A 22,913-nucleotide genomic window follows, 5' to 3' on the forward strand; every position below is an offset into this window, starting at 1 on the left:
CTTTTCACGTCAAGACGATCCGCCCTATGCGTTCAGCCCGCTGCCCCACGGACCGTGGTGGCTGTCGGCGCCGTCGACGCGGTCGAAGCCGTGGGCGCCGAAGAAGTCGCGTTGCGCCTGGATGACGTTGGCCGTGCCGCGGCCGCGCCGGTAGCTGTCGAAATAGCCGAGCGCGGAGGCGAGCGCCGGCACCGGCAGGCCGCCGAGCACGGCGGTAGAAACGACGCGGCGCAAGGCTGCATCGGTCTCCTTGACCATCGCCGCAAAAGCGGGCGTCACGATCAGGTTGGCGGCGTCCGGCGCCTTGGTGAAGGCGGTGGTGATCTCGTCGAGGAATTGCGAACGGATGATGCAGCCGGCGCGCCAGATCTTTGCGATCGTCGGCATCGGCAGGCTCCAGCCGAACTCCTTCGAGGCGGCGGACATCACCGCGAAGCCCTGTGCATAGGCGCCGATCTTGGCGGCGAGCAGCGCGTTTTCGAGATCCTTGAGGAAAGCGTCCCTGTCGGCCACCTTGAGCTCGCCGACTGGTGGCAGGCCGAGGATCTTCTCGGCAGCCTCACGCTCCTCCTTCATCGAGGAAATGCTGCGGGCGGCCACCGCGGCTTCGATGCCGGTCGCCGGGATGCCCATGTTCTGCGCCTCGATCACCGACCATTTGCCGGTGCCCTTCTGGCCGGCCTTGTCGAGGATCAGGTCGACCATCGGTTTGCCGGTCAAAGGATCGGCGGCCTTCAGCACCTTCTCGGTGATCTCGATCAGATAGGAGTTCAGCCGGCCCTTGTTCCAGGCGCCGAAGACGTCGCCGATTTCCGCAGCGCTCATCTTCAGCCCGTCGCGCAGGATGCCGTAGATTTCAGCGATCATCTGCATGTCGGCATATTCGATGCCATTGTGGATCGTCTTGACGAAATGGCCGGCGCCGTTTTCACCGAGCCAGGCGACGCACGGGTCGTTCTCGTATTTCGCAGCGATCGATGTCAGCACCTTCTCGACCCGGCGATAGGAGTCTTCCGTGCCGCCGACCATGATCGACGGGCCATGACGGGCACCCTCCTCGCCACCGGAAACACCCATGCCGATGAAGGTGAGGCCGGAATCCTTCAGTGCCTCGAAGCGGCGCATGGTATCGCGGAAATTGGCGTTGCCGGCATCGATCATGATGTCGCCCTTTGCAAGATAGGGCTTCAGGATTTCCATCTGCTGGTCGACCGGATCGCCGGCCTTGATCATGATGATGATCGGCCGCGGCGGGCGGATGGCGGCGACAAACTCTTCGATGGTCTCGCAGGGAACGATCTGCTCCTTGAGCGCGCCGGCCTCGGCATAGAACTTGCGCGTCGCCTCGACCGTCCGGTTGAACACCGCGATCCTGTTGCCCTTTTCCGCGATGTTGAGCGCGAGGTTCGACCCCATGACGCCGAGGCCGATAAGCCCGATTTCCGCCTGTGACACGTGATTGCCTCCGTTGGAAGGAAGAGCCGCCGCGATCGGAACAGACACGCGGACAGCCCCTCGATATTGATCTGCGCATGTTCGGCCCGGTCCGGGAGAGGATGGGCGGCTGGGACATACGGCGGTGGAGGTTCTTTTGGCACTCAAATCGATTTACGACAAGCCACTCCCGCGAAAATCAATCCTTTTCAGGCTTGCCGTCGCCATCGTCGAGGACGCGCCAGGAGGCTCCGTCCAGGTCTTCGTATTGCCCGCTCTTCAGCGCCCAGAGAAACGCCGCAAGCCCCAGGGCGCCGAGAAAGAGCGCGATCGGGATGAGATAGATGAGCGTGTTCATGACGCACTCCGTACCGGCCGCAAGCCGGCCGCACGCGGCGGCGACTCCGGGGCGGCGGCAGTTCCAAGTCCCTTCAGCCGCAACGCATTGAAGACGACGATCAGCGACGAGGTCGACATCGCGATGGCGGCAACGAGCGGCGTCGCATAGCCGAGGATCGCGACTGGCACGGCGATGACGTTGTAGCCGATCGCCAGCGCGAAATTCTGCCGGATCAGCCGGCCGGCGCGACGCGAGGTCTCGATGGCGAATGGAACGGCGTTTAGGCTCTGATGCATGAAGACGAAATCCGCAGCCTGCCGGCCGACATCGGCCGCGGTCGCCGGCGCCATCGAGACATGGGCCGCCCTGAGTGCCGGCGCGTCGTTGATACCGTCGCCGACCATCAGGACCCTGTGCCCCCCTTCGGCGGCAGCGGCACAGGCCTCGACCTTGCCGCGCGGCGAAAGCTCGGAGCGCCATGTCGCAATGCCGAGCCTGCGGGCGAGTACGGCGACGACCGGCTCGCGGTCCCCGGAAAGGATGCCGGCCGTAAGCCCCAGGCGCGAGAGATCTTCGACGGTTTCGCGAGCGGCGGGACGCAGCCGGTCCTCGAAGCGGAAGCAGGCAAGCTCGCGGCCATCGAGCGACAGGATCGCTTCCGACTGGCCGCTGGCCGCACCGGCTCCGCCGCAGGCAAAGGCTCGACTGCCGAGCCGGTAGACACCGTCGCTGGTCTCCGCCTCGATGCCGGCGCCCGGTATTTCGCGGATTTCGCCCCCGAGCGGCTGCGCCGCACCCGACGCCTCATGGAGCGCTGTGGCGATCGGATGGCGCGAATGGAGAGCGAGTGCGGCTGCGGTCGCGAGCGCGCCCGGATCGACTTCGCCCGCATTGGTAAGCCGCGGCTCGCCCATGGTGAGCGTGCCGGTCTTGTCGAGCAGCACGGCGTCGATTTCGGCAAGGCGCTCCATCGCCGATCCATCCTTGACCATGACGCCGCCCTGGAAGAGCCGGCCGGCCGCAACGACCTGAACCACGGGCACCGCGAGGCCGAGGGCACAAGGGCATGTGATAATGAGAACGGCAACCGCGATCAGCATGGCGTGGCGGACATCGCCCTCGATCAGCATCCAGCCAATGAAGGAAAGCAGCGCCAGCAGGTGGACGGCTGGCGAATAATAGCGCGCCGCACGGTCGGCAATGCGGCGATAGCGCGCCCTGCCCCCTTCGGCGGCCTCCATCAGCCCCGTGATCTCGGCCAGGAACGAGTCGCGCGCCGCCGCCGTCGCCTCGAGCGTCAGCGGGCCGGTGAGATTGAGCGTGCCGGCCTGCACGGCGTCACCAACGCTGACGGCGACCGGCGCGCTTTCGCCGTTGACGACCGAGCGGTCGAGATCGGTCGCACCCGAAAGCACGCACCCGTCGACCGGAATGCGCTCACCGGCGGCAACCAACAGCCGCTCGCCGGGCCTGATCTCGTCGACCGGGCGATAGTCGCGCGAGCCGTCGGAATTGACGATCGTCGCGCCGCGTGGCGACAGCCGGGCAAGACCGCTGATCGCCGAGCGCGCCCGCCCGCGCATCATGTGATCGAGGGTGCGGCCGATCAACAGGAAGAACAGCAGCGTCACGGAGGCGTCGAACCAGGCATGTGCGCCATGGCTGATCGTCTCATGGAGCGACATGCCGTAGGAAAGCGTCACGGCAAGCGCGATCGGCACATCCATGTTGGTACGGCCATGGCGAAGCGCATTCCAGGCAGACTGATAGAAGAAGCGCCCCGAATAGATCATCGCCGGCGCCGCGATCATCGCCGAGATCCAGTGAAAAAGATCGCGGGTCGCGGCATCCGCGCCCGACCAGACGGAAACGGACAGCAGCATGATGTTGGTCGCCGCGAAACCGGAAACGGCAACGGCACGGATCAGCTGCTTGAGCAGGACGTCGCCTTCCTCCTCGCCGGCGGCGAAGAGATGCGCTTCGTAACCGCAACCCCGGATGGCGCGCGCGATTTCGAGCGGGTCGGTGCGCCGGCCTTCGAGCTCCTCCTTCCAGACGACGGACACGCGGCGCGACGAAAGATTGACGCGCGCGCGCTCGACCTCGGGTCTCTTGCGAAGCGCCCCTTCGATCGTCGTGATGCAGGCACCGCAGTGGACGCCGGGCACGCTGAGATCCGTTTGGCGCAGGCCGTCTCCAAGCGCGCGGCTCGCAAGCCACAGCTCCTCGGAAGCAGGCAGCCCCTGCCCGGCCCGTTCGATCTCGAGCGCGCCTTCCACGCCTGCGGCACAGCAGCTCATTTGCGCTCTCCTGGCACGACGAACCGAATGGCCTGGCGATAAACGACCTTCTCGCCAGCCATTGCAGTCATGTCAGCGATCCACTGTCCGGGCTTGAGCGTCCGTGCGGAGACGAAGGCGCCAGGAGCCTCACGATCGAGTTCGATGCGCACGTCTTCATGTTCCTCGACGGGACGCTTGAATACGGCGACAACCCTCTCGGCCGTCCGGTCCACCTCGCCGTTGCGGGTCAAAGTATAGCGGATGGAACCCGGCTCTGCGACGAGCGCGCCCTCAATGCCGCGGGCAGCAAAGGCACGCGTCTCTGCCACCTTGCCGTTGAACTGCTGGCTGGCGATATAGGTATTCTCTACGACAAGGCCGCTCCAACTGCGGCTGGCGTTCCAGGCCATGACCAGATTGACGGAAATGATGGTGCCGAAGAAAAGGCTCATCACACCCAGCATATGCCAGCCAGTAAATTCCCGCGGCGCGCTTTGCTCCTTCGTCATCTTGCTACTCCAGGGCGGTTGAAGTTGGCCTGATAGACATCGCGTTCATGGCTGGACGGATCTTCGGCGGTCAGTATGAAGCCCTTGTCCGCCTCGGCAAGCTTTTCCTTCGGCAAGGTGACGAAAACCTTGAGCGCGGTGACCTTGTCCGGATCGACGCCGACCGCGAAACGGCGACCGTCGCCCGGCGCCTGTCCGGCAATCCGCATCGATGCTGCCGGCATGCCTTCCAGCGTCAGTGTGATCGTGCGCTGCTCCGGTATCATGTTGAGAAGCTTGACCATGTAGCCGTTTCGTACCGAGCCGTCCGACTCGAGCACGAATTGCGGATTTCGGTCGTGCAACACATTGAGTTCCAGCCGGTCGCGCGACACCAGCGCATAGACGAGGCCAATGCCGACCAGCGCCCAGACGCCGAAATAGAGAAGAACGCGCGGCCGGAAGATGATCCGCCAGTTGAAGTGACGGACCTTGTCGACGAAGGCGCCGTCAGCGTCGCGCACCCGGGTCGGGTCGATCGCCGTCGTGCCGTTGTTCGTGGCGAGAGCCATGTTCGACGCATAGTCGCTGAGGGTCGCATAGGCGATCAGGCCGCGTTCGCGCCCGAGCTTGTCCATCACGCCGTCGCAAGCGTCGATGCAGAGTGCGCAGGTGATGCATTCGAGCTGCTGGCCGTCGCGAATATCGATGCCCATCGGACAGACGGCGACACACGCATTGCAATCGACACAATCGCCGACCACATCACCCGCTGCCGCCGCCTTCTTGGCATGGCGTGAGCGCGGCTCGCCGCGCCAGTCGTTATAGGTGACGACGAGCGAATTCTCGTCCAGCATCGCTGCCTGGATGCGCGGCCACGGGCACATGTAGGTGCAGACCTGCTCGCGCATCAGACCACCGAAGACATAGGTCGTCGCCATCAGGATCGCGACCGTCATGTAGGCGACCGCGGGCGCTTCCAGCATGACGAAGCTCTTCAGCAGCGAGGGCGCGTCGGCGAAATAGAAGATCCAGGCGCCACCGGTCGCGATGCCGATCAGCAGCCATATCGCGTGCTTGACGACGCGCTTCCAGATCTTGTCGAATGTCCAGGGTCCCGCGTCGAGCCGCATGCGTGCATTGCGGTCGCCCTCGATGAAGCGCTCGACCACAAGGAAAAGATCGACCCAGACGGTCTGCGGGCAGGTGTAGCCGCACCAGGCACGCCCGACGGCGGTGGTGACGAGGAAGAGGCCGAAGCCTGCCATGACCAGCAGCCCGGCGACGAAGAAGAATTCCTGCGGCCAGATCTCGATGAAGAAGAAATAGAAGCGGCGGGCGGCGAGATCGACCAGCACAGCCTGGTCAGGCGCATGCGCACCGCGCTCCCAACGGATCCACGGCGTCAGATAATAGATACCCAGCGTGACCAGCATCACCAGCCATTTGAACCGGCGGAAGCGGCCTTCGGCTCTCTTTGGAAAGATCTTCCGCCGCTTCTCGTAAAGCGGTTTGCGCTTATGCGCGGCATTGACTGGTTCGGCTTCGAGCCGCTCGACGGACGCAGCTTTGGTGACAGGCTGGGGACGCATTATGGGAATCCGGAAATGGCTTGCTGTTCGAGCCGCGTTTTGCCGGATCTGCCCGCGCCAAACCTTGATCTGCGTCAAGTTTGCGCCCTAATGCCGCACGGTGCGTCGAAACGTCCAAACCCGCGCATCCATTGCATTTTACCTGCACGCTTTATGCCCGATTTCCGGTGTAAGATTAAATGAGCTTTGTACGACGGATCGTTTCGCATGAAGGAAATCACGCAAGATCAATCCGACAGTCCGGGCCTCGCCCAAAGCCGAGGCATCTATCGCGAGCAGGCGTCATCCGGCGCGCTGGCGGGCGATGTGAAGTGCTTCTGGACGCACCACCTGCCCGAGACCGCGCGGGTGGCGGTGGTGCCGGATGGCTGCGTCGACATCATCTGGATTTCCGGCGGCCTTGCAGTTGTCGGGCCGGACAAGGTGGCGGCCTTTCCCGAGCTCGTCGCCGGCGAAACCGTCGTCGGCGCTCGCTTCCGCATTGGTTCGGCCGCGTCCTGGCTGCGCACGCCGCTCGACGCGATCACCGGCAAGACCGTTCCTCTCGACGTTTTCTGGGGCCGCGCGGCGCGCGCGCTGGAGACGCAGATGGCGGAAGAGCCAGATGCGGCGGCCCGGATTGGCGTTCTGCGGGCGACCCTGCAGGGGCGGCTCGCCACGGTGAAGCCTCTATCGTCCGAGATCGCCGCCTGTGTCTCGCTTCTCGAAAACGGCCGGATAAGCGCCGTCGAGCCGATTCGCACGCTCGCGCAAGAGACCGGAACCAGCGAACGGACGCTGCGTCGTCGCTGCCACGAGCATTTCGGCTACGGCGCCAAGACGCTCGACCGCATCCTCCGGCTGCAGCGTTTTCTCCGCTCCTGCCGGGCCTGGCCGCAAAATACACTGGCGACGCTCGCGCTCGATGCAGGCTACGCCGATCAGGCTCATCTCAGCCGCGAGGCGAAGGAACTGACGTCGTTGACGCCCAGCGACATTCAGAAGCAACTCGTATACTGATGCAGAACGTTAGAAAAGACCATCAACCTACTCACCAGGAACGGTGAAATGAGCCCTCCCATACAGGCGTCTGGACCGCCGTTGCCGCTGACTGCGGTTGGCCGTTTCGTTCAAGACGGCACCTCCGGGACGTGGTAGCGATAGCGTCAAAGGGAGTGAACGCATGGCAACCATGGCCACCAGGATCATTCACACGTCGATCGCGCGCGACTGGCGCGAGGTCTATGCCTTCATGGCCGATCACGAGAAGATGCCGCTCTGGGCCTCCGGGCTGTCTTCCGGGCTCACGCGCGATGGCGACGAATGGGTCGCGCCCGGTCCGCTCGGCAATGCGCGCGTGCGCTTTGCGCCGGACAATGATTTCGGCGTGGTCGATCACCTCGTAACGCTCGAGAGCGGGCTGAAGGCGCACAACGCATTGCGGGTGGTACCGAACGGCGATGGTGCGGAGGTCATGTTCACCCTGCTCCGGCAACCGGACATGAGCGACGAGCAATTCGCCGCCGACGCGGCATGGGTCGAAAAAGACCTCGCAGCGCTCAAGTCCATCATGGAATCCGATCAGGAATCCGAGCAACCCGCAGAAAGAACGGTGCACAGATGAGCAAACAGGGCAACGATCGCCGCATCGACTATATCGAGTTCAATGTGGCAAGCATCGAAGCGAGCAAGGCCTTTTACGGCGGCGCCTTCGGCTGGACGTTTACCGACTACGGCCCCGAATATTGCGAATTCGCAGATGGTCGCCTGACGGGCGGCTTCACGACACTTGGACCCGTCCGAAGCGGCGGGCCACTCGTCATCGTCTACGCCGTTGATCTCGAGGACGCGTCGCGGCGCGTCGAGGCGGCCGGCGGCAAGATCGTCAAGCCGATCTATTCCTTCCCCGGAGGCCGCCGCTTCCATTTCGCCGACCCGGACGGATACGAGCTCGCGGTCTGGTCGGCTCAGTAAGGGGCTACTCCCCGAACCGGATGAACAGCGCGCTGACGAGGCCGAAGACGACGATGCACTGGAGAATGAACATCGGCCACTCTTGTGACATCTCGATTTCTCCTCTCTACAGCGCCACGCGTCCGGTTAGACGCGCAGAGATTGCTGTAGATCTTTGAATCTCTGCATGATTTTGCCCCCGATCGATTCCGAGTTAGGGATCACTAGCAGGGCATGCGTTTCTCGCGCCGCGCTCCGGCGCACAGCCAGAACGCCCATGCCCGGTGAGGGTTCCCATTGATGATGAACCGAACCGGCAACAATGGCGAGTCCAACCTCCGAGTTGCGCTCGCAACAGAAAGGCCCCGCGTCCTTGTAAGACGCGAGGCCCCTCGCCCCTCAGCCGTGAAGGCCTGCCCCTATTCCCCGCCTCCAAGCGAGTGGACGAAGACGGCAAGCTGCTTGACCGTCGTGTCGCCGATGCGAGGCAGCCAGGCGGGCATCACGCCGTGCTTCGGCGCCTTCATCTGGTTGATGATCGCCTGCTCGCCCTCGCCTTTCAGCCAGATCGCATCCGCAATATTGGGTGCGCCCATCTCGCGGCTGCCTTTCGCGTCGGCGCCGTGGCACGAAGCGCAATTGTCGGCGAAGAGCTGTTTGCCCGCCTCGACTAGCTCGGGGTTCGACGGCGTGGCTGTGAGGCTCACGACATAGGCGGCCGTCTGTTTCGTCTGCTCGGCGTCGAGCATCTCCGCAAAGGACGGCATCTCGGAAACGCGAGTCTCTCCGTCGGCGTCATGACGAATGCCGTGCGCGATCGTCTGGTAGATCTCCTCAGGCTTGCCACCCCAGAGCCAGTCGTCATCGTTGAGGTTAGGGAAGCCTTGCCCGCCGGCGGCGCCCGAGCCATGGCACTGCGCACAGTTCACCTTGAAGGCGGAAGCGCCGGCCGAAACGGCAAACTGCTGCAAGTGCGGATCGGCAATGATTTCGTCGAGCGAACTCGAAGCGATCCGCTCCAGGTTGCCGGCCTGTGCCGCCTTGGCGTTGGCGAGCTCGACGCTAACCTCGGAGCGGCTCGAATAGCCGAGCACGCCCTTGGTCGCCTCTGTCAGCATCGGCCATGAGGGATACGCGATTGCATAGCCGATTGCCCAGATGATCGTCGCGTAGAAGCTGTAGACCCACCAGCGCGGCATCGGGTTGTTGAGTTCGCGAATGCCGTCCCACTCGTGACCGGTGGTCTCGACGCCGCTGATCTCGTCAATGTGTTTGTCCGCCATGGGTCAATCCTCCTTTCGAGCGGCATGAGGGAAAGTGTGCAGCGGTTTTCCGCGCGCATGCCGCTCTGATCTTCGCGTGTCGATCACATCGTGATCGAAGGGTATGGAAGCAGCCCGATCGGCGGCATTCTTGGCGCCCGGCCGGAAGACGAAAGCGACGACGCCGAGGAAGAAGACCATCATGGCGACGAGGCCCCAACTGTCGGCGAAATGACGCATGAACGTGTAGGTTTCCATGTCGGTTTCCCTCTTAGCGATAGCCGGTGGTGTCGTCGTAGGTCGAGAAGTCGACGAGCGTCCCGAGCATCTGGAGATAGGCAATGAGCGCATCCATCTCCGTCAGCCTTTGCGCGTCACCGTCGAAATCGCCGAGCTTGGCCTTCGGGTAGCGCGCCTCGATGCCGGCCGTGTCGGCATTGGGATCGGCCTGCGCCTTGAGGTCCGCCGCCGCGCTGTCGATCATCTCGTCCGTGTAGGGGACGCCGACCGCCCTGTTGGCCTTGAGGTTCATCGCGACGTTCGTCACCTCCAGCGGCGTTTCCTTCAGGAAAGCGTAGCTTGGCATGACCGATTCCGGCACCACCGAGCGCGGCTCGGTCATGTGCTGGACGTGCCATTCGTTGGAGTAACGATCGCCGACCCGGGCGAGGTCCGGCCCGGTGCGCTTCGAGCCCCACTGGAACGGGTGGTCGTACATCGACTCCGCGGCGAGCGAGTAATGCCCGTAGCGCTCGACCTCGTCGCGGAACGGACGGATCATCTGGCTGTGGCAGACATAGCAGCCTTCGCGGACATAGATGTCGCGTCCGGCAAGCTCCAGTGGCGAATAGGGCCGCATGCCTTCAACCTTCTCGATGGTGTTTTCGAGATAGAAGAGCGGTGCGATTTCCACGATGCCGCCGATCGAGACGACGAGCAGCGAGCCGACCAGGAGGAGCGTGGCGTTGCGTTCAAGTATGGTGTGTTTGTCAAGAATGGACACGAATCTGCCCTCCTATTCCGCAGGCTGCGGTACCGGCGTTGCACCGAGGATCGGGGCTTCGTCGCGCACGCGTCCGAGGATCGTCATTGTTACGTTGAAAGCCATGAGCAGCGCTCCGGCGAGGAACAGCCCGCCGCCAGCGGCACGCAGCACATAGTAGGGGAACATGGCCGCGACCGATTCCGCGAAGGAATAGACGAGGAAGCCCTGGTCGTCGTATTCGCGCCACATCAGACCCTGCTGGATGCCGGCAACCCACATGACGGAGGCGTAGACCACGATGCCGAGGGTGGCGAGCCAGAAGTGCCAGTTGACCATGCGCACGCTATAGAGCCGCTCGCGGTTCCAGAGCTTCGGGACGAGATAGTAGATCGCGCCGAAGGTGATGAGCCCGTTCCAGCCGAGGGCGCCGGAATGCACGTGGCCGATGGTCCAGTCGGTGTAGTGGCTGAGCGAGTTGACCGTCTTGATCGACATCATCGGGCCTTCGAAGGTCGCCATGCCGTAGAAGGCGACGGCCATGATCAACATGCGCACGATGGGGTCGGTGCGGATCTTGTCCCAGGCGCCGGAAAGCGTCATCAGGCCGTTGATCATGCCGCCCCAGGAGGGCATCCAGAGCATCACGGAGAAGACCATGCCGAGCGTCTGCGCCCAATCGGGCAGCGCGGTGAAATGGAGATGGTGCGGACCGGCCCAGATGTACATGAAGATCAGCGCCCAAAAGTGGATGATCGACAGCCGGTAGGAATAGATTGGGCGGTTCACCTGCTTGGGGATGAAGTAGTACATCATCGCCAGGAAGCCGGCCGTCAGGAAGAAGCCGACGGCGTTGTGTCCGTACCACCATTGCGTCAGCGCATCCTGGACGCCCGAGAAGGCGGAATAGCTCTTCGAGCCGAGGAAGGAGACCGGCACCGCCAGATTGTTGACGATGTGAAGCATGGCGATGGTGACAATGAAGGCGAGATAGAACCAGTTCGCCACATAGATATGCGGTTCCTTGCGCACGAGGATCGTGCCGAGGAAGGCGATGAGATAGGCGACCCAGACGATCGTCAGCCAGAGATCGACATACCATTCAGGCTCTGCGTATTCGCGGCTCTGGGTGATGCCGAGCAGGTAGCCGGTTGCCGCCAGCACGATGAAGAGCTGATAGCCCCAGAATACGAACCAGCCGAGATTGCCGCCGAAGAGACGTGCACGGCTGGTGCGCTGGACGACATAGAACGAGGTGGCGATCAGTGCGTTGCCGCCGAAGGCGAAGATGACGGCCGAGGTGTGGAGCGGCCGCATACGGCCGAAGTTGAACCACGGCTCGATGTTGAGGTCCGGGAAGGCGAGCTGCAGCGCCACAATGACGCCGACCAGAAAGCCGACGACACCCCAGAATACGGTGGCGATCACGCCGTATTTCACGACTTCGTCGAAATATTCGGATTGCGGCGGCGCCCTACCCGCCACCGCCGGGCGGAACTCGATCCGCCTCAGGAGCACGATCGTTCCGCCAAGCAGCGCGAAGAACAACACCCACATATGGGCGCCGAAAAGGCGGTCTTGAGCGAAGCCGGCTCCAACCAGCGCCAGGAAGGCGCCGACCCCGAGCACGATCATCTCGAATGTATATTTCATGGTTGGGTCCCCAACTTTCACAATTCGCTGACGACGGCGCACTGAACCACGCGTGCCGCCGCAACCTGCCCTGATCTGTCAGAATCGCTCTTCGCCAACCTTGATTCAGATCAAGGCTGGCCCCGGCGCTTCGACGCATCCTTGCGAGCATGGAGGCTTGAACGTGAAGCGATGGTGGGAAGGGCCCGAACGCATGAGAGCAAAGATAAACGGCCGGACGCTATCGATCGGGACGCGGCCCCCTACATCAGGAGAACCGCCGATCGAACCGCTGGCCTGGCTGGCCGGCGCCCACCATGACCAGCTGGCGCTCTGCGACAGCCTGGAAGCGATTGCCGACAGCCTCCCTGAAGAGATCAACCGCGAGACCTGTGCCTATGCGGCGAAGGTGATCGGACCGATGATCCGGGATCTCCATGCCGGCGAGGAACGGCGGGTTTTTACCTGGATCGAGCAACGCTTCGCAGGCGACATGTCCGTGCAAGCTCTGCTGGAGCGCCTGAAATACGAGCATTGCGAAGACGAGTGTTTCGCCGAGGAACTGACCGAGATGCTCGATCGCCTGGGCGAGGCCGACAGGACGGTCAATGCCGAGACCGCCGGCTACATGTTGCGCGGCTTCTTCACCAGTGTGCGACGGCACATCAGCTTCGAGCAGGAATGCCTGCGGGGGATTCTCGTCCAGCACCTCGGCGGCAAGCCGACGGTCTAATTGCTAGCCGCCTGTTACGGCACCGTCGTCTTGTGGCACTGTGAATTGCTGCGCTCAGGCGGCAATCGCCCTGCGTCGGTCCGCATGTTCCTGAATGACCAGAACAGCGCCGATCAGCTTGCCGTTGCTCGAGAGGCACGGCGTCAGGCGACAGCGAACCACAACCGTGCGCGCATCGACATTCTTGGCAAACGTGTAGTCGACGACTTCGCCGGCGAAGCAACGGTCGAGATAAGACTTCACCCGCTGCTCGAAGCGCTGGAGACCGATGAATTCGACGATATGCCGTCCGATGAGGTCCATCGGCCTGCTTTCCAGATGGCTGGCATTCGCCGGGTTCGTATAGAGATAGCGGTAGTCCGGCGTGATGACGGCGATTCGGTCGGTAAGGCAGTCGAGAATCGCCTCGTTGAGCAGCCCTTCGTCGGCGAGTCCCTTGCTGGGCAATCTCGCCCGACGGTCGAGGTCGAGGCCGGCGAGGTCCGCCACTCCCGTCGCCGCAAAATAACGATCGATCAGCGATTGAAGCAACTTTGAATGGCGCAAAACGCTGGACATGTCGCCCGACTCGGCGCGCATGATGTCGATAAGGAAGTGAAATTGCAGGCGGGCGTCTTCCACGCTCGTCGCCCTCTGGTCGTAAACCGCCTTCAGAATAGGATCAAGCTCACGATCCAGAATCCCGATCAGATGTTCGTCCGCCACTTTAACGGCATACTGCAACTGTGAATACTTGAACCAGAACAGCTCAATCAGTGCGTTCAATTCGAATCCCCATTCCCCCACGGCAATGCCGCGTCGATGCACTTCAAGATAGTCGGTGTTGCAGATAGACTTAGGTTTTGATGATTTCCCCTCAATGCCACGCGAATCCGCGCTGCGCTCATTACCCAGAACGCTTGCAGTAGCCCCAAACCACAACGATGAGTTTACACGCATTGCGGCATCGTTCAACAGGAGAAAGCCGGGGCGAGCGTGTCCGGGCGTTCTCGGATTATGCGGCGTCGGGAAGGCACCGGACGACGGGGCCGGCATTTCTAAAGTCAGCGAGGACAGCGATATCTTCGCCACCTCCTCCAGTTGAAGATCGCGCTGGCGCGCGTGATCTTCCGTGATACATTGCAAGCCGTGAATAAGTCCGGATCGAGGGGGCACGCATGACGCGGGAACTTCATCGGCATTGCATTCGGATTTCAGCGCTGGCGATATTTCTGCAGACGACGCTGTGGTTCTTGCCGGCATCGGCGGCGGATCCATACGCCTCGAACAATGGTATCTACCCTCAAGAAAGCGAATGGAGCGGTCCCTATCGCAGCTTGAACTACAACTATCCGGAAACGACCGACAACAAATGGTTCACGCTTGCGCCGCGCGCGCCGCTGAACATCCAAAATGCCGGTGACTATGTTGCAAAGCTGAAGACCCACCTCGAGGCGAACATGCGGGCGATGATCGACGCGCCGGACACATGGGACCCGGCAGCCAACGGCTGGTACGGAATGATCTGGCAGGGCGCCGGCACGGCGGGCCCGAACGGCGTCACCGATCCCGAGAGCGGACAGGAAGCCATCCTGGGTTCATTTTCCGGCCAGATCATCACGAAGGAAACGTTTCAGGACTTCGGCCTGACGGTCAATCTGCAGAACCACACGGTCATCTATTACGATGCCCTCTCCGCCACGATGCTGAGGAAACTCTGGGCCGATCCATTCAAGCCCAACCGAAAGGCGGTCTCCTTCCCCGAAGGCGGCATGGTGGTGAAGGCGGCGGCGGTGACACCGACGCCGCAGCAATGGCCTGCGGTTGAGGGCTCTGCGATCTGGAACGTCTACCGTCCGACGGTCGAGTCACTCCAGGGACCTGACTACAATCCCTACACCAACGCCAAGGCCGTCGTCGTGCCGCTACGGGTGCTGCAGTTCGACATCATCGTGAAGGACACGATCGCCTCTCCGCAGACGGGCTGGGTCTTCATCACCTATGTCTACGACAAGGACGCTCCCGGTGCTACCACCTGGGACAAGCTGGTGCCGCTCGGCGCCATGTGGGGCAACGACCCCGCTTTCGCACGTGAACCGAACGGCACGGATCCCAAGGGCGGCCCCCTGCAGGAGACGTGGATCAACGACAAGGCACCCGCCTACGCGCGCTCGTCCCTCGGCTGGGGCGGCCGGTTATCCGGCCCGATCGATGTCTCGGAACGGCACAACGTACTTCTGACCAACGGCAATCTGGTTCCCGTGCAGCCGGCGTCGTCGTGTCTCAGCTGTCATGGCACCGCGCAATTTCCTTTTGTTGCCAACTTGTATCCGTCGCCGAACAAGGCATTTCCGCGCGAGGGAACACTCTTTCCGATGTATCCGCCGGGTTCCGAGATGTGGGCGCGCTGGTTCCAGAACAGGCCCGGCTCAAAGCCGCAGAATGACAACGAGAACGCGATTGCCCTCGACTACGACATGTTGATCATGTTTGCCCTCAGCGCCTACGACGCCGCAGCGGGCAACGACCAATTCGTTCAAGAACATGTCGACGTCCACTAGTCATCCGAGCGACCGGATCGGCGCGCTGATGGCCCAGGGGTCTCTGGAACCGTCCGACACGCCCTCGCAACACCGGCAGCTGACGGTGATGTTCGCTGATCTCGTTGGTTCGACCGCCCTCCTCGAAGAACACGGGCCCGAGGCGTTCAGCGACCTCTTGCGCATCTACCACAACCTCTGCACGGAGGCGACGCGGACCCAGGACGGCACGGTCGCGAACTATCTCGGCGATGGCGTGATCAGCTATTTCGGCTATCCACGCGGCACGGAGGACGATCCGTTGCGGGCCGTACAGGCCGCATGGGCGATCCTGCAGAACCTCGAGCGGCTCAATCGCAAGCTCGCCGGCGCCCGGCTCGAGGCCCGGATCGGCATCGCGACCGGGCGCGTCATCATTCACCAGAAACCGGGCGATCACTACGGCGAGAACGTCGTCGGCGCCTGCCTGAACAAGGCAGCACGCCTGCAGGTGCTCGCCTCGGCGAACACGGCGATCGTCTGCGCCGCCACACGCAAGCTCGCAGGAAAGGCATTCGACTTCGAGGATCTCGGGCCGCAGAACCTGAAGGGGTTCGAGCAGCGGGAGACCATCTTCAGGCTGCGGCCGCGTCGACGAAAGGGGCTTAGCCGTTTCGAAGCGTTGCGGGGCGAGCGTCGCACGCCGCTTATCGGCCGCGACCGGGAACTCGCGCTGTTGCGCCAGATGACAGCGCGTGCTGCCCGGGGGTCAGGTGGCGCCGCGGTTCTGGTCGGCGAACCCGGGATCGGCAAGTCGCGGCTGATCGACGTGCTCCGGCACGACGAGGCGCAGGAGAGCGCCCGCTATCTTTCGCTGCAGTGTTCGCCGACCCATCAGTTTTCGTCGCTCCATCCGGTGAAGGACTATCTCGACTGGGTATCCGGCGTGAACGCGGACGATCCGCGCGACGTGCGGCGCGACAAGCTTCGGCGGCTTTTCCAATCGGCCTGGCAGACGGACGAGGAGCAGACCGCCGTGCTGATGGACGTCGTGGCGTCGAGCGGCCCGGAACAGGAAGCAAATGCCGATATCGGCATCCTGCTCAAGAGGCGGATGGCCTTCCAGATATTGTCGAAGAAGGTATTCAGCACGGCGGTGCCCGGGCATCCGCTGCTGCTCGTCTTCGAGGACGTGCACTGGATCGATCCGACGTCGGCGGAGTTCCTCGAAAATCTGGTGAGAAACGCCGCCAACCATGCCTGCACCGTGCTCAGCACGACGCGGCCGGAGGGTCCGTTCGCCGACCGATTGAACGCACTCGGCGAGATCGTGCCGCTTGAGCGGCTGAGCGATGAGCAGTCCGTAGAACTCGCGAGGTCGACCGGCCTTGCTGCCGGTATGGACAATGAAACGCTCAATGTCATCGTCGAAAAATCCGACGGGGTCCCGCTCTTCGTCGAGGAATATGCCTCAATGCTTGCGGAAAGCCTCGGCGCCAGAGAAAAGGCCGACGGCCCGGAGGAGCGGCGTAACGTACCCCTGACGCTCGGCGGGCTTGTGCAGAACAAGCTCGACCGCCTCAATCCTCATGCCCAGAAGGTCGCAAGGATCGGCGCGACTGTCGGACGCATCTTCGACCTGCAACTGGTGCGCTCCCTGTCGGCCCTGGGTCGGACGACCTTCGACAAGGCGCTTGCCACCCTCGAAGCCGCCGACATCGCTCACCGCGGCGCGGGATCCGGAAGTCAGCCGGCCGCGAGCTTCAAGCATGCCTTGGTACAGGACGCCGTATACGGATCGCTGAGCACTTCCGAGCGGCGCCGGCTGCACGGCCGCGTGGCCGATGCAATGCTCTCCGACAAGGGCGGGCGCCGGATCAACGCCGAGGTACTCGCCGAGCACCTGCTTGCCGCGGGGCGCAATCGGGAGTCCGCCGAGTGGCGCCTGACGGCAGCCATGGGCGCGGCCGGCGAAGGCAGCGCGGCGGAGGCGCTGGCGCATCTCACCCGCGGCCTAGCGGCGACGGAGTTGTTGCCTGCTGGCGGCGAGCGCGACGATCTCGAACTGCGGCTGCGTGCCATCGAGGGCCCGACGCTGATGGTCACCCGCGGCCCGGGCAGTCCGGCTTTCGGCGCAGCCCAGGCCCGCGCCCTGGAACTGCTGCGCGGCCGCGACAAGCCGGACAACCTGATCCCCGTCATCTACAACACCGCCCTGCATGACTGGGCTTGCGGCAGGCTCGCCGAGGCCGACCGGGTAACGGACGAGATTTTCGCGATATTGGAAGCGGAACCATCGGACGCGGCCTATCTCAGCGCCCATACGATGCGCGGCCTCGTCGCGTGGCATCGCGGCGACAATCCGGCGGCGCTCGAACACCTGACCGCCACAGTCGGGCGCTACGACCCGACGCACCATCGCGAATTCTATATGCGCTTCCTCAAGGAGTTCGGCGTTTTCGGCCAGTTCTATCTCGGCCTGACGCACACCGTCATGGGCAACACGACCGAGGGCGCGGAGCATGCAAAAGCAGCGCTCGAACTCGCAAAGCTGGTCAAGCGCCCGCACGCCTATGGATTCGCGCTGCTGGCCAACTTCGTCACCGCCATGCTGCGCGATGACGTGCGCACTGCGTCACGCTACAGCGAGGAAAGCATCGAATTCGCGAGCCAACAGGGCTTTCCCGAATTTCTTGCCATGTCGATGATCTGCCAGGGCTGGGCGAAGGTGAAACGAGGCGCCATCGACACCGGGATCCATCAGATGGAAGAAGGCTCCGGCCTCTGGGCAATGACCGGCTTCGAGAACTGGCAGGCCTATTTTGCGAGCTTGCTCGCCGACGCTTACGTCGTCGTCGGTCGCCTGGCCGATGCAGGCGCACTGCTCGACCGCCATGACGAGCGGGTGGCCCGTTTCGGCGAGGCCCAGTTCGAGCCGCTGCTGGCCGAGTCGCGGGCGGCGCTTCTGTCTGCATCGGGCGACGCCGAGGGCGCGGCCGCCTCCTTGCGGATCGCGCGAGACCGCGCGACGCGGAACAAGGCGACGCTTTGGGCGAGCGGGCGTTGATTAGAGCAATTCCAGGAAAAGTTTGTAACGGTTTTCCGTCCGGAATTGCGTAGTTTCAAAGAGTTAGATCATTTCACTGTTTCAAATGAAATGATCTAGAGACTGCGCTTGATGTTCCAGCGATCGTGATACCAGAGCCATTGGCCCGGATATTCGCGGACCCAGCTCTCGACCTTGTCGTTCAACATCTGCGCCGTCGCATTGACATCGACGCTGCCATCCGCCCTGCGCGGGATCGTAATCGCGGGTTCGAGCTCCAGCCGGAAGCGACCGCCGGGCAGACGGATGCAGCGGGCCGGATAGACCTCGCAGTTGAACTGACGGACGAGCTTGGCAAGCAGCGGGTTCGTCTGCACGTCGCGACCGAAGAACTTCGTCTTCAAGCCCTTGCGGAACTTCTGGTCGACCAGAACGCCGACACCGTCGCCGCGCTCAAGCTGACGGGCGAGCGCGAAGGAAGAACCGGCATGGGAGGGTACTAGATTGCCCATCCGCGCCTTGCGGAATTCAAACACCTTCTCGGCCATGTAGGGATTGTTCGGCGGGCGGAAGAGGACGGTGACTTCGAGCCCGAAAGCCGAGCCCGCAACGGGCAGCATTTCGAAATTGCCGCTATGGGCGGTAAAGACGATAAAGGGCCGCGGATTATCGCGCAGGTCCAGGAACAGCGGGATGCCGGAGACTTCCACCCTGCCCGGCTCCGAGCGAAACGGATCGAAATCGAAGAGTTGGTCGAGGAAGACGTATTCCGCCGCCATCCGGCCCATATTGCCCCAGCTCTCGAGCGCGATCTCCTGCAGCTCCGCCTCGCTCTTTTCCGGAAAGGCGTTGCGCAGATTGGTCAGCGTCAGCTTGTAACGCCCGGTCTTCGGGCCGATCCAGCGCGCGACGCGGTCCATGAAGTTGATCGCCGCATCCGCCGGGAAGAGCTTCAGGACCGTAAGCAGCAGGAACACGAGCTGCGCAATCAGCCATTGCCGAAAATGGTTGGCGGCCAGCACCAGCCGTGTGATCAGCATCCGCACGATGTTCAGTCCATCCGCAGGATGATCTTGCCGAAGACCTGACGCGACTCCATCCGCTCCAGAGCGCGGTCGATATCGTTGAAGCCGACTTCCGTATCGATCACCGGATGCACGAGGCCCCGGCCCATCTTCTGCATCGCGTTGGCCATGTTCTCCATGCGGCAGCCAAAGGAGCCGAGCAGCTTCAACTGCTGCTGGAAGAGCATCATCAGGTTCATGTCCGTCGAGACACCGGAGGTCGAGCCGCAGGTGACGAGGCGCCCGCCCCGCTTCATCGACAGCATGGAGCCCGCCCAGGTGTCCTTGCCGACATGTTCGAAGACGACGTCGACGCCCTTCTTCTTGGTGAGCTTGCGCACCACGCCCTCGAAGCGGTCGGTGCGATAGTTGATCACATGATCGGCGCCAAGCGCCTTCGCTCTCTCGATCTTGTCGTCCGAGCCGACCGTGGTGATGACCGTGCAGCCGATCTTCTTGGCAAGCTGAATCGCAGCCGTGCCGATGCCGGAGCCGCCGGCATGGACGAGGATCGTTTCGCCGGGTTCGAGCTTGGCGTTGTCGAAGAGCATGTGCTCGACCGTGCCGAAAGTGACGGGCGCGAGTGCCGCACCGATGGCGTCGACGCCCGGAGGTGCCGGAACGAGCAGGCGCGCCGGGAGGTTCACCAGTTCCTGAGCGAACCCGTCAAGATGGAAGCCATGCACGCCGCCTACGTGTTCGCAGAGATTGTCACGACCTTCGCGGCAGGGGCGGCAGAGCCCACAGGTGCGCGCGCCGTAGATTGAGACGAGCTGGCCGGGCAGGACATTCGCAACGCCGGGGCCGATGCTCTCGACTACGCCGGAGGCTTCCGCGCCGATCACCAGCGGCATCTTGCGCTTGGCAAAGGCCATGCCCCGCCAGCCCCAGACGTCGATATGGTTGAGCGCGACGGCCTTGACGCGAAGCGTAACTTCACCGGGACCCGGCGCTTCCGGCTCCGGAAGGTCGGTGATTTCAAGCTTGCGGTCATCGAGCAGTTGCAGGGCGCGCATGATCTTTCCTTTGCCGAAAACGGCATAGATTCCAAAGATTTTGCGCGGGATGCAGGCGGAGAGCCGCTCGCACTTTCCTCATCCCGCGCTATTCGTTGTGGGCCGTGGGTTTACGCCGGCTCGGTGGTCATGACAAGGCTGGCATTCTGACCACCGAAGCCGAAGGAGTTCGACAGCACGGCAGTGACCTGCTGGCTGCGCTTCACGTTCGGCACGACATCGAGAACGATCGCCGGGTCAGGGTTTTGGTAGTTGATCGTCGGCGGCAGCGTGCCGGTCAGCATCGTCTGCAGCGAGAAGACCGCCTCGACCGCACCGGCCGCCGTCAACGTATGGCCGATCATCGACTTGTTCGACGAAACCGGGATCGTCGGCAGGCGCTCGCCGAAGACGGACGACATCGACAGATATTCCATCTTGTCGTTCTCCGGCGTCGACGTGCCGTGGGCATTGATATAGCCGATGCCGCTCTCGTCGATACCGGCGTCCTCGAGTGCGGCGCGGATCGTCGCGATCGCCGGGCCGCCATCCGGCGACGAACGCGTGCGGTGGAAGAGGTCGGCCTTTTCGCCGCAACCCTTGAGAATGCCGTAGACGCGTGCGCCGCGGGCAATGGCCGCTTCCAACGATTCAAGCACCAGCGTCGCGGCCCCTTCCGCGATGACGAAGCCGTCGCGGTCCTTGGTGAAGGGTTTCGATGCCTTTTCCGGCGGATCGTTCTGGGTCGAGAGCGCGGAAAGCAACGAGAAGCGGATCAGTGCCTCGGCGCTGACCGAGCCGTCCGTTGCGACCGTCAAGGCGCGATCGGTGCGGCCCTGGCGGATCGCCTCAACGCCGAGCTGGATCGCCGTCGCACCGGAAGCGCAAGCCGTCGAAAGCGTGACCGGCAGGCCGCGGGTGCCGAAGCGGTCAGCGAGGCGCTCCGAAATCGAGCCGAAGAGCACGGCCTCGTGAAACACCGGATCCGCCTTCTGCCGCATTGCCGCGAGGAAACGGTTATAGGCGTCGCCCGGCCGCTCGGACGGCGGCGAACGGTCGGCAAGCTCGAAGCGTGCGCTCCATTCCGGTTCGATCGGTGGAGCAGCGAGGAACAGCGGGCCATTGAAATCACCGGAGAGACCGGCCTGCGCCAGTGCCTCCAGTGTCGTCTCGCGCGCCATTGCATAGGAGCGCTCGACCGCATTTTCGGCCGGCAACTCGATGAAATCGACTGTACCGCTGATGCGGGTCGAAAGGCCCTCGGTCGGGAAACGGGTGATCTTGTGGATGCCGGAAACGCCGCCGGAAAGCGCCGCCCAGTTGTCTTTAAGGCCCTGGCCCAACGAGGTGATGACGCCCATGCCGGTAACGGCGACAATTGGGCGGCCGAGATGATCCGTATATGCCTTGCTCATGGTTCGAGCCCCTTTATTCCGCAGAAAGCACGGCGACGCCTTCGCCGCGGGCGTGGCCGATCGTCGTCACGACCGCCGTCTTGGCGGGTGCCGTCATCACGGTTTCAGCATTGGCATCGAAGGGCGGGACCTTGGCGGCGTGGCCGAGCGAGAGCGCCGCCAGCGCCAGGCCCACTGGAAACTGTGCCTCGATGCCATGCCCGACGAGACCGCCATAGGCGCGAATTGGCCGACCGGCGAGTGTCGTTTCGAGAAAGTTCTTCTCGCGGCGGGCGAGATCGTGGAAGCCTGAGGTGCCGGAAAAGACCACGGTCGACTGCGGCTCGAAGGCGGCAGCCGGTGCCGCTAGCTCGGCAAGACGTGCCTCGAGCCGCCCATCCTGACGGCTGCCGCGATCGCCACCGACCGCCTCGATCGAGGCGTAGATGCGGGCGCCGCGCGCCTCGGCATATTGGCGTGATTCGAGCACGAGGAATGCGCCGACCGAGCCGAGGATGAGGCCGCCGCCGTCCTCCGGCTTGCGCGACCAGATCGGATGCCAGTCGCCAACCGCGCAGCCCTGGATGGCTTCGATCAGCAGGATGATATCGATACGCTCGGCCGAAAACGCGCCACCGACGAGCGTGTGGGTCGACTGGCCGGCCTTGATGCGCGCGAAGGCAGTTTCGAAGGCCGAAATGCCGGCAGCCTCTTCGCCCATAAAGGTGCGAGAAGAGCCCGTCACCTTGTGGACGATGGATATGTTGCCGGCGAGCAGATTGGAGAGCTGCGCCAGAAAGAGCGTTGGCCGCAGTTCAGTCGTCAGCTTCTCGTTGAGGAGCTGCTCGCGGTCGTTGCGCTTCAGGCCTTCGTCGACGATCAGCGAGTCGACGTTGATGTCGCGCTCGCCGCCGCCGGCGGCCACGATCATATCCATGCTGCCGCAGGCTTCGAGATTGTCCTTTAGCCCTGCGTCGTCAAGCGCCAAACCGGCGGCAAAGACGCCGAGGCGCTGCCAGTTTTCCATCTGCCGCTGGTCGCCACGCTTGGCGATCTGCTGGGACCAGTCGATTTCCGGCAGCGGATGAACCGGATAGGGAGCGAAACGTTCGGTCTCGACGCGCACTTTCGGCGGTCCGGCGGCGGCCAAAAGCGCGACATGCGGCTCGACGCCTACCCCCTGGCTCGTCACGATGCCGACGCCGGTGATCACCACGTCGTTTGCGGATTTCGTCATCT

The 22,913-nt window shown here is 63.3% G+C and carries 19 protein-coding genes and 1 pseudogene; 6 read left to right on the top strand and 14 right to left on the bottom strand.

The features are described 5' to 3' along the window. Positions 1-24: 24 nt before the first annotated feature. From gndA to ccoG, 5 genes are all read right to left on the bottom strand, one after another. Complete coding sequence (gene gndA / locus FKV68_RS10915; protein WP_180937870.1) at positions 25-1,455, bottom strand: NADP-dependent phosphogluconate dehydrogenase; 1,431 nt, start codon at positions 1,453-1,455, stop codon at positions 25-27. Positions 1,456-1,633: 178 nt separating this feature from the next. Further along, a complete protein-coding gene (ccoS, locus tag FKV68_RS10920) occupies positions 1,634-1,792 on the bottom strand; it encodes a cbb3-type cytochrome oxidase assembly protein CcoS (RefSeq protein ID WP_180937871.1) in 159 nt (52 codons plus the stop codon). Beyond that, positions 1,789-4,074 (bottom strand): cation-translocating P-type ATPase, encoded by a 2,286-nt coding sequence (locus FKV68_RS10925; protein ID WP_180937872.1) that lies wholly within the window; start codon positions 4,072-4,074, stop codon positions 1,789-1,791. The genes ccoS and FKV68_RS10925 overlap by 4 nt, the downstream gene beginning before the upstream one ends. Continuing rightward, positions 4,071-4,565: a FixH family protein gene (locus tag FKV68_RS10930; protein WP_180937873.1), complete on the bottom strand. Its 495-nt coding sequence runs from the start codon at positions 4,563-4,565 to the stop codon at positions 4,071-4,073. The genes FKV68_RS10925 and FKV68_RS10930 overlap by 4 nt, the downstream gene beginning before the upstream one ends. Continuing rightward, positions 4,562-6,136, bottom strand: coding sequence for a cytochrome c oxidase accessory protein CcoG (gene ccoG, locus FKV68_RS10935; RefSeq protein ID WP_180937874.1), 1,575 nt, complete (start codon positions 6,134-6,136; stop codon positions 4,562-4,564). The genes FKV68_RS10930 and ccoG overlap by 4 nt, the downstream gene beginning before the upstream one ends. 207 nt (positions 6,137-6,343) lie before the next feature. Here ccoG and FKV68_RS10940 point away from each other — a divergent pair, with 207 nt between their 5' ends. The 3 genes from FKV68_RS10940 (at position 6,344) to FKV68_RS10950 (ending at position 8,089) form a co-directional block, all read left to right on the top strand. After that, complete coding sequence (locus FKV68_RS10940) at positions 6,344-7,135, top strand: helix-turn-helix domain-containing protein (RefSeq protein WP_180937875.1); 792 nt, start codon at positions 6,344-6,346, stop codon at positions 7,133-7,135. A 163-nt stretch (positions 7,136-7,298) separates the two neighbouring features. Further along, positions 7,299-7,739, top strand: coding sequence for an SRPBCC family protein (locus tag FKV68_RS10945; protein WP_180937876.1), 441 nt, complete (start codon positions 7,299-7,301; stop codon positions 7,737-7,739). Beyond that, complete coding sequence (locus tag FKV68_RS10950) at positions 7,736-8,089, top strand: VOC family protein (protein WP_180937877.1); 354 nt, start codon at positions 7,736-7,738, stop codon at positions 8,087-8,089. Before FKV68_RS10945 ends, FKV68_RS10950 begins: the two co-directional genes overlap by 4 nt. A gap of 398 nt (positions 8,090-8,487) precedes the next feature. Here the strand turns inward: FKV68_RS10950 and ccoP are convergent, their stop codons facing one another. From ccoP to ccoN, 4 genes and pseudogenes are all read right to left on the bottom strand, one after another. After that, positions 8,488-9,351, bottom strand: coding sequence for a cytochrome-c oxidase, cbb3-type subunit III (gene ccoP, locus FKV68_RS10955; RefSeq protein WP_180937878.1), 864 nt, complete (start codon positions 9,349-9,351; stop codon positions 8,488-8,490). A gap of 87 nt (positions 9,352-9,438) precedes the next feature. After that, a pseudogene (locus FKV68_RS33020) lies at positions 9,439-9,588 on the bottom strand (cbb3-type cytochrome c oxidase subunit 3); the annotation flags it as partial. Positions 9,589-9,601: 13 nt separating this feature from the next. Next, positions 9,602-10,333 carry a cytochrome-c oxidase, cbb3-type subunit II gene (gene ccoO, locus FKV68_RS10965; RefSeq protein WP_180937880.1) on the bottom strand — a complete coding sequence of 244 codons (732 nt, stop codon included), beginning with the start codon at positions 10,331-10,333 and terminating at the stop codon, positions 9,602-9,604. Positions 10,334-10,345: 12 nt separating this feature from the next. Continuing rightward, the gene (gene ccoN, locus FKV68_RS10970) at positions 10,346-11,965 is read right to left on the bottom strand and encodes a cytochrome-c oxidase, cbb3-type subunit I (RefSeq protein ID WP_180937881.1); all 1,620 of its coding nucleotides are present in this window, start codon (positions 11,963-11,965) and stop codon (positions 10,346-10,348) included. Positions 11,966-12,158: 193 nt separating this feature from the next. On the opposite strand from ccoN, the gene FKV68_RS10975 reads away from it, so the two are divergent. Beyond that, positions 12,159-12,677 (top strand): hemerythrin domain-containing protein, encoded by a 519-nt coding sequence (locus FKV68_RS10975; RefSeq protein WP_180937882.1) that lies wholly within the window; start codon positions 12,159-12,161, stop codon positions 12,675-12,677. A 54-nt stretch (positions 12,678-12,731) separates the two neighbouring features. On the opposite strand, the gene FKV68_RS10980 is transcribed toward FKV68_RS10975, so the two are convergent. Continuing rightward, positions 12,732-13,748, bottom strand: a complete 1,017-nt coding sequence (locus tag FKV68_RS10980; RefSeq protein WP_246452484.1) for a PAS domain-containing protein — start codon at positions 13,746-13,748, stop codon at positions 12,732-12,734. 86 nt (positions 13,749-13,834) lie between these two features. Here FKV68_RS10980 and FKV68_RS10985 point away from each other — a divergent pair, with 86 nt between their 5' ends. Together FKV68_RS10985 and FKV68_RS10990 are read left to right on the top strand one after the other, a co-directional pair. Beyond that, the gene (locus FKV68_RS10985; protein ID WP_180937883.1) at positions 13,835-15,217 is read left to right on the top strand and encodes a hypothetical protein; all 1,383 of its coding nucleotides are present in this window, start codon (positions 13,835-13,837) and stop codon (positions 15,215-15,217) included. Then, the gene (locus tag FKV68_RS10990) at positions 15,201-18,242 is read left to right on the top strand and encodes an AAA family ATPase (RefSeq protein ID WP_180937884.1); all 3,042 of its coding nucleotides are present in this window, start codon (positions 15,201-15,203) and stop codon (positions 18,240-18,242) included. Before FKV68_RS10985 ends, FKV68_RS10990 begins: the two co-directional genes overlap by 17 nt. A gap of 95 nt (positions 18,243-18,337) precedes the next feature. Here FKV68_RS10990 and FKV68_RS10995 read toward each other — a convergent pair whose 3' ends face one another. The 4 genes from FKV68_RS10995 to FKV68_RS11010 all read right to left on the bottom strand — a co-directional run bounded on the left by FKV68_RS10995 (position 18,338) and on the right by FKV68_RS11010 (position 22,911). Then, a complete protein-coding gene (locus FKV68_RS10995; protein ID WP_180937885.1) occupies positions 18,338-19,261 on the bottom strand; it encodes a lipid A biosynthesis lauroyl acyltransferase in 924 nt (307 codons plus the stop codon). A gap of 11 nt (positions 19,262-19,272) precedes the next feature. Next, positions 19,273-20,301 carry a zinc-binding dehydrogenase gene (locus FKV68_RS11000; protein WP_180937886.1) on the bottom strand — a complete coding sequence of 343 codons (1,029 nt, stop codon included), beginning with the start codon at positions 20,299-20,301 and terminating at the stop codon, positions 19,273-19,275. A 110-nt stretch (positions 20,302-20,411) separates the two neighbouring features. Continuing rightward, entirely contained in the window at positions 20,412-21,695 is a 1,284-nt protein-coding gene (locus FKV68_RS11005) for a beta-ketoacyl-ACP synthase (RefSeq protein ID WP_180937887.1), read from the bottom strand. A gap of 13 nt (positions 21,696-21,708) precedes the next feature. Continuing rightward, positions 21,709-22,911, bottom strand: coding sequence for a beta-ketoacyl-ACP synthase (locus FKV68_RS11010; RefSeq protein WP_180937888.1), 1,203 nt, complete (start codon positions 22,909-22,911; stop codon positions 21,709-21,711). Positions 22,912-22,913 lie beyond the last annotated feature (2 nt).

The sequence above is a fragment of the Sinorhizobium mexicanum genome (genome assembly GCF_013488225.1).
GTDB lineage: Bacteria > Pseudomonadota > Alphaproteobacteria > Rhizobiales > Rhizobiaceae > Sinorhizobium > Sinorhizobium mexicanum.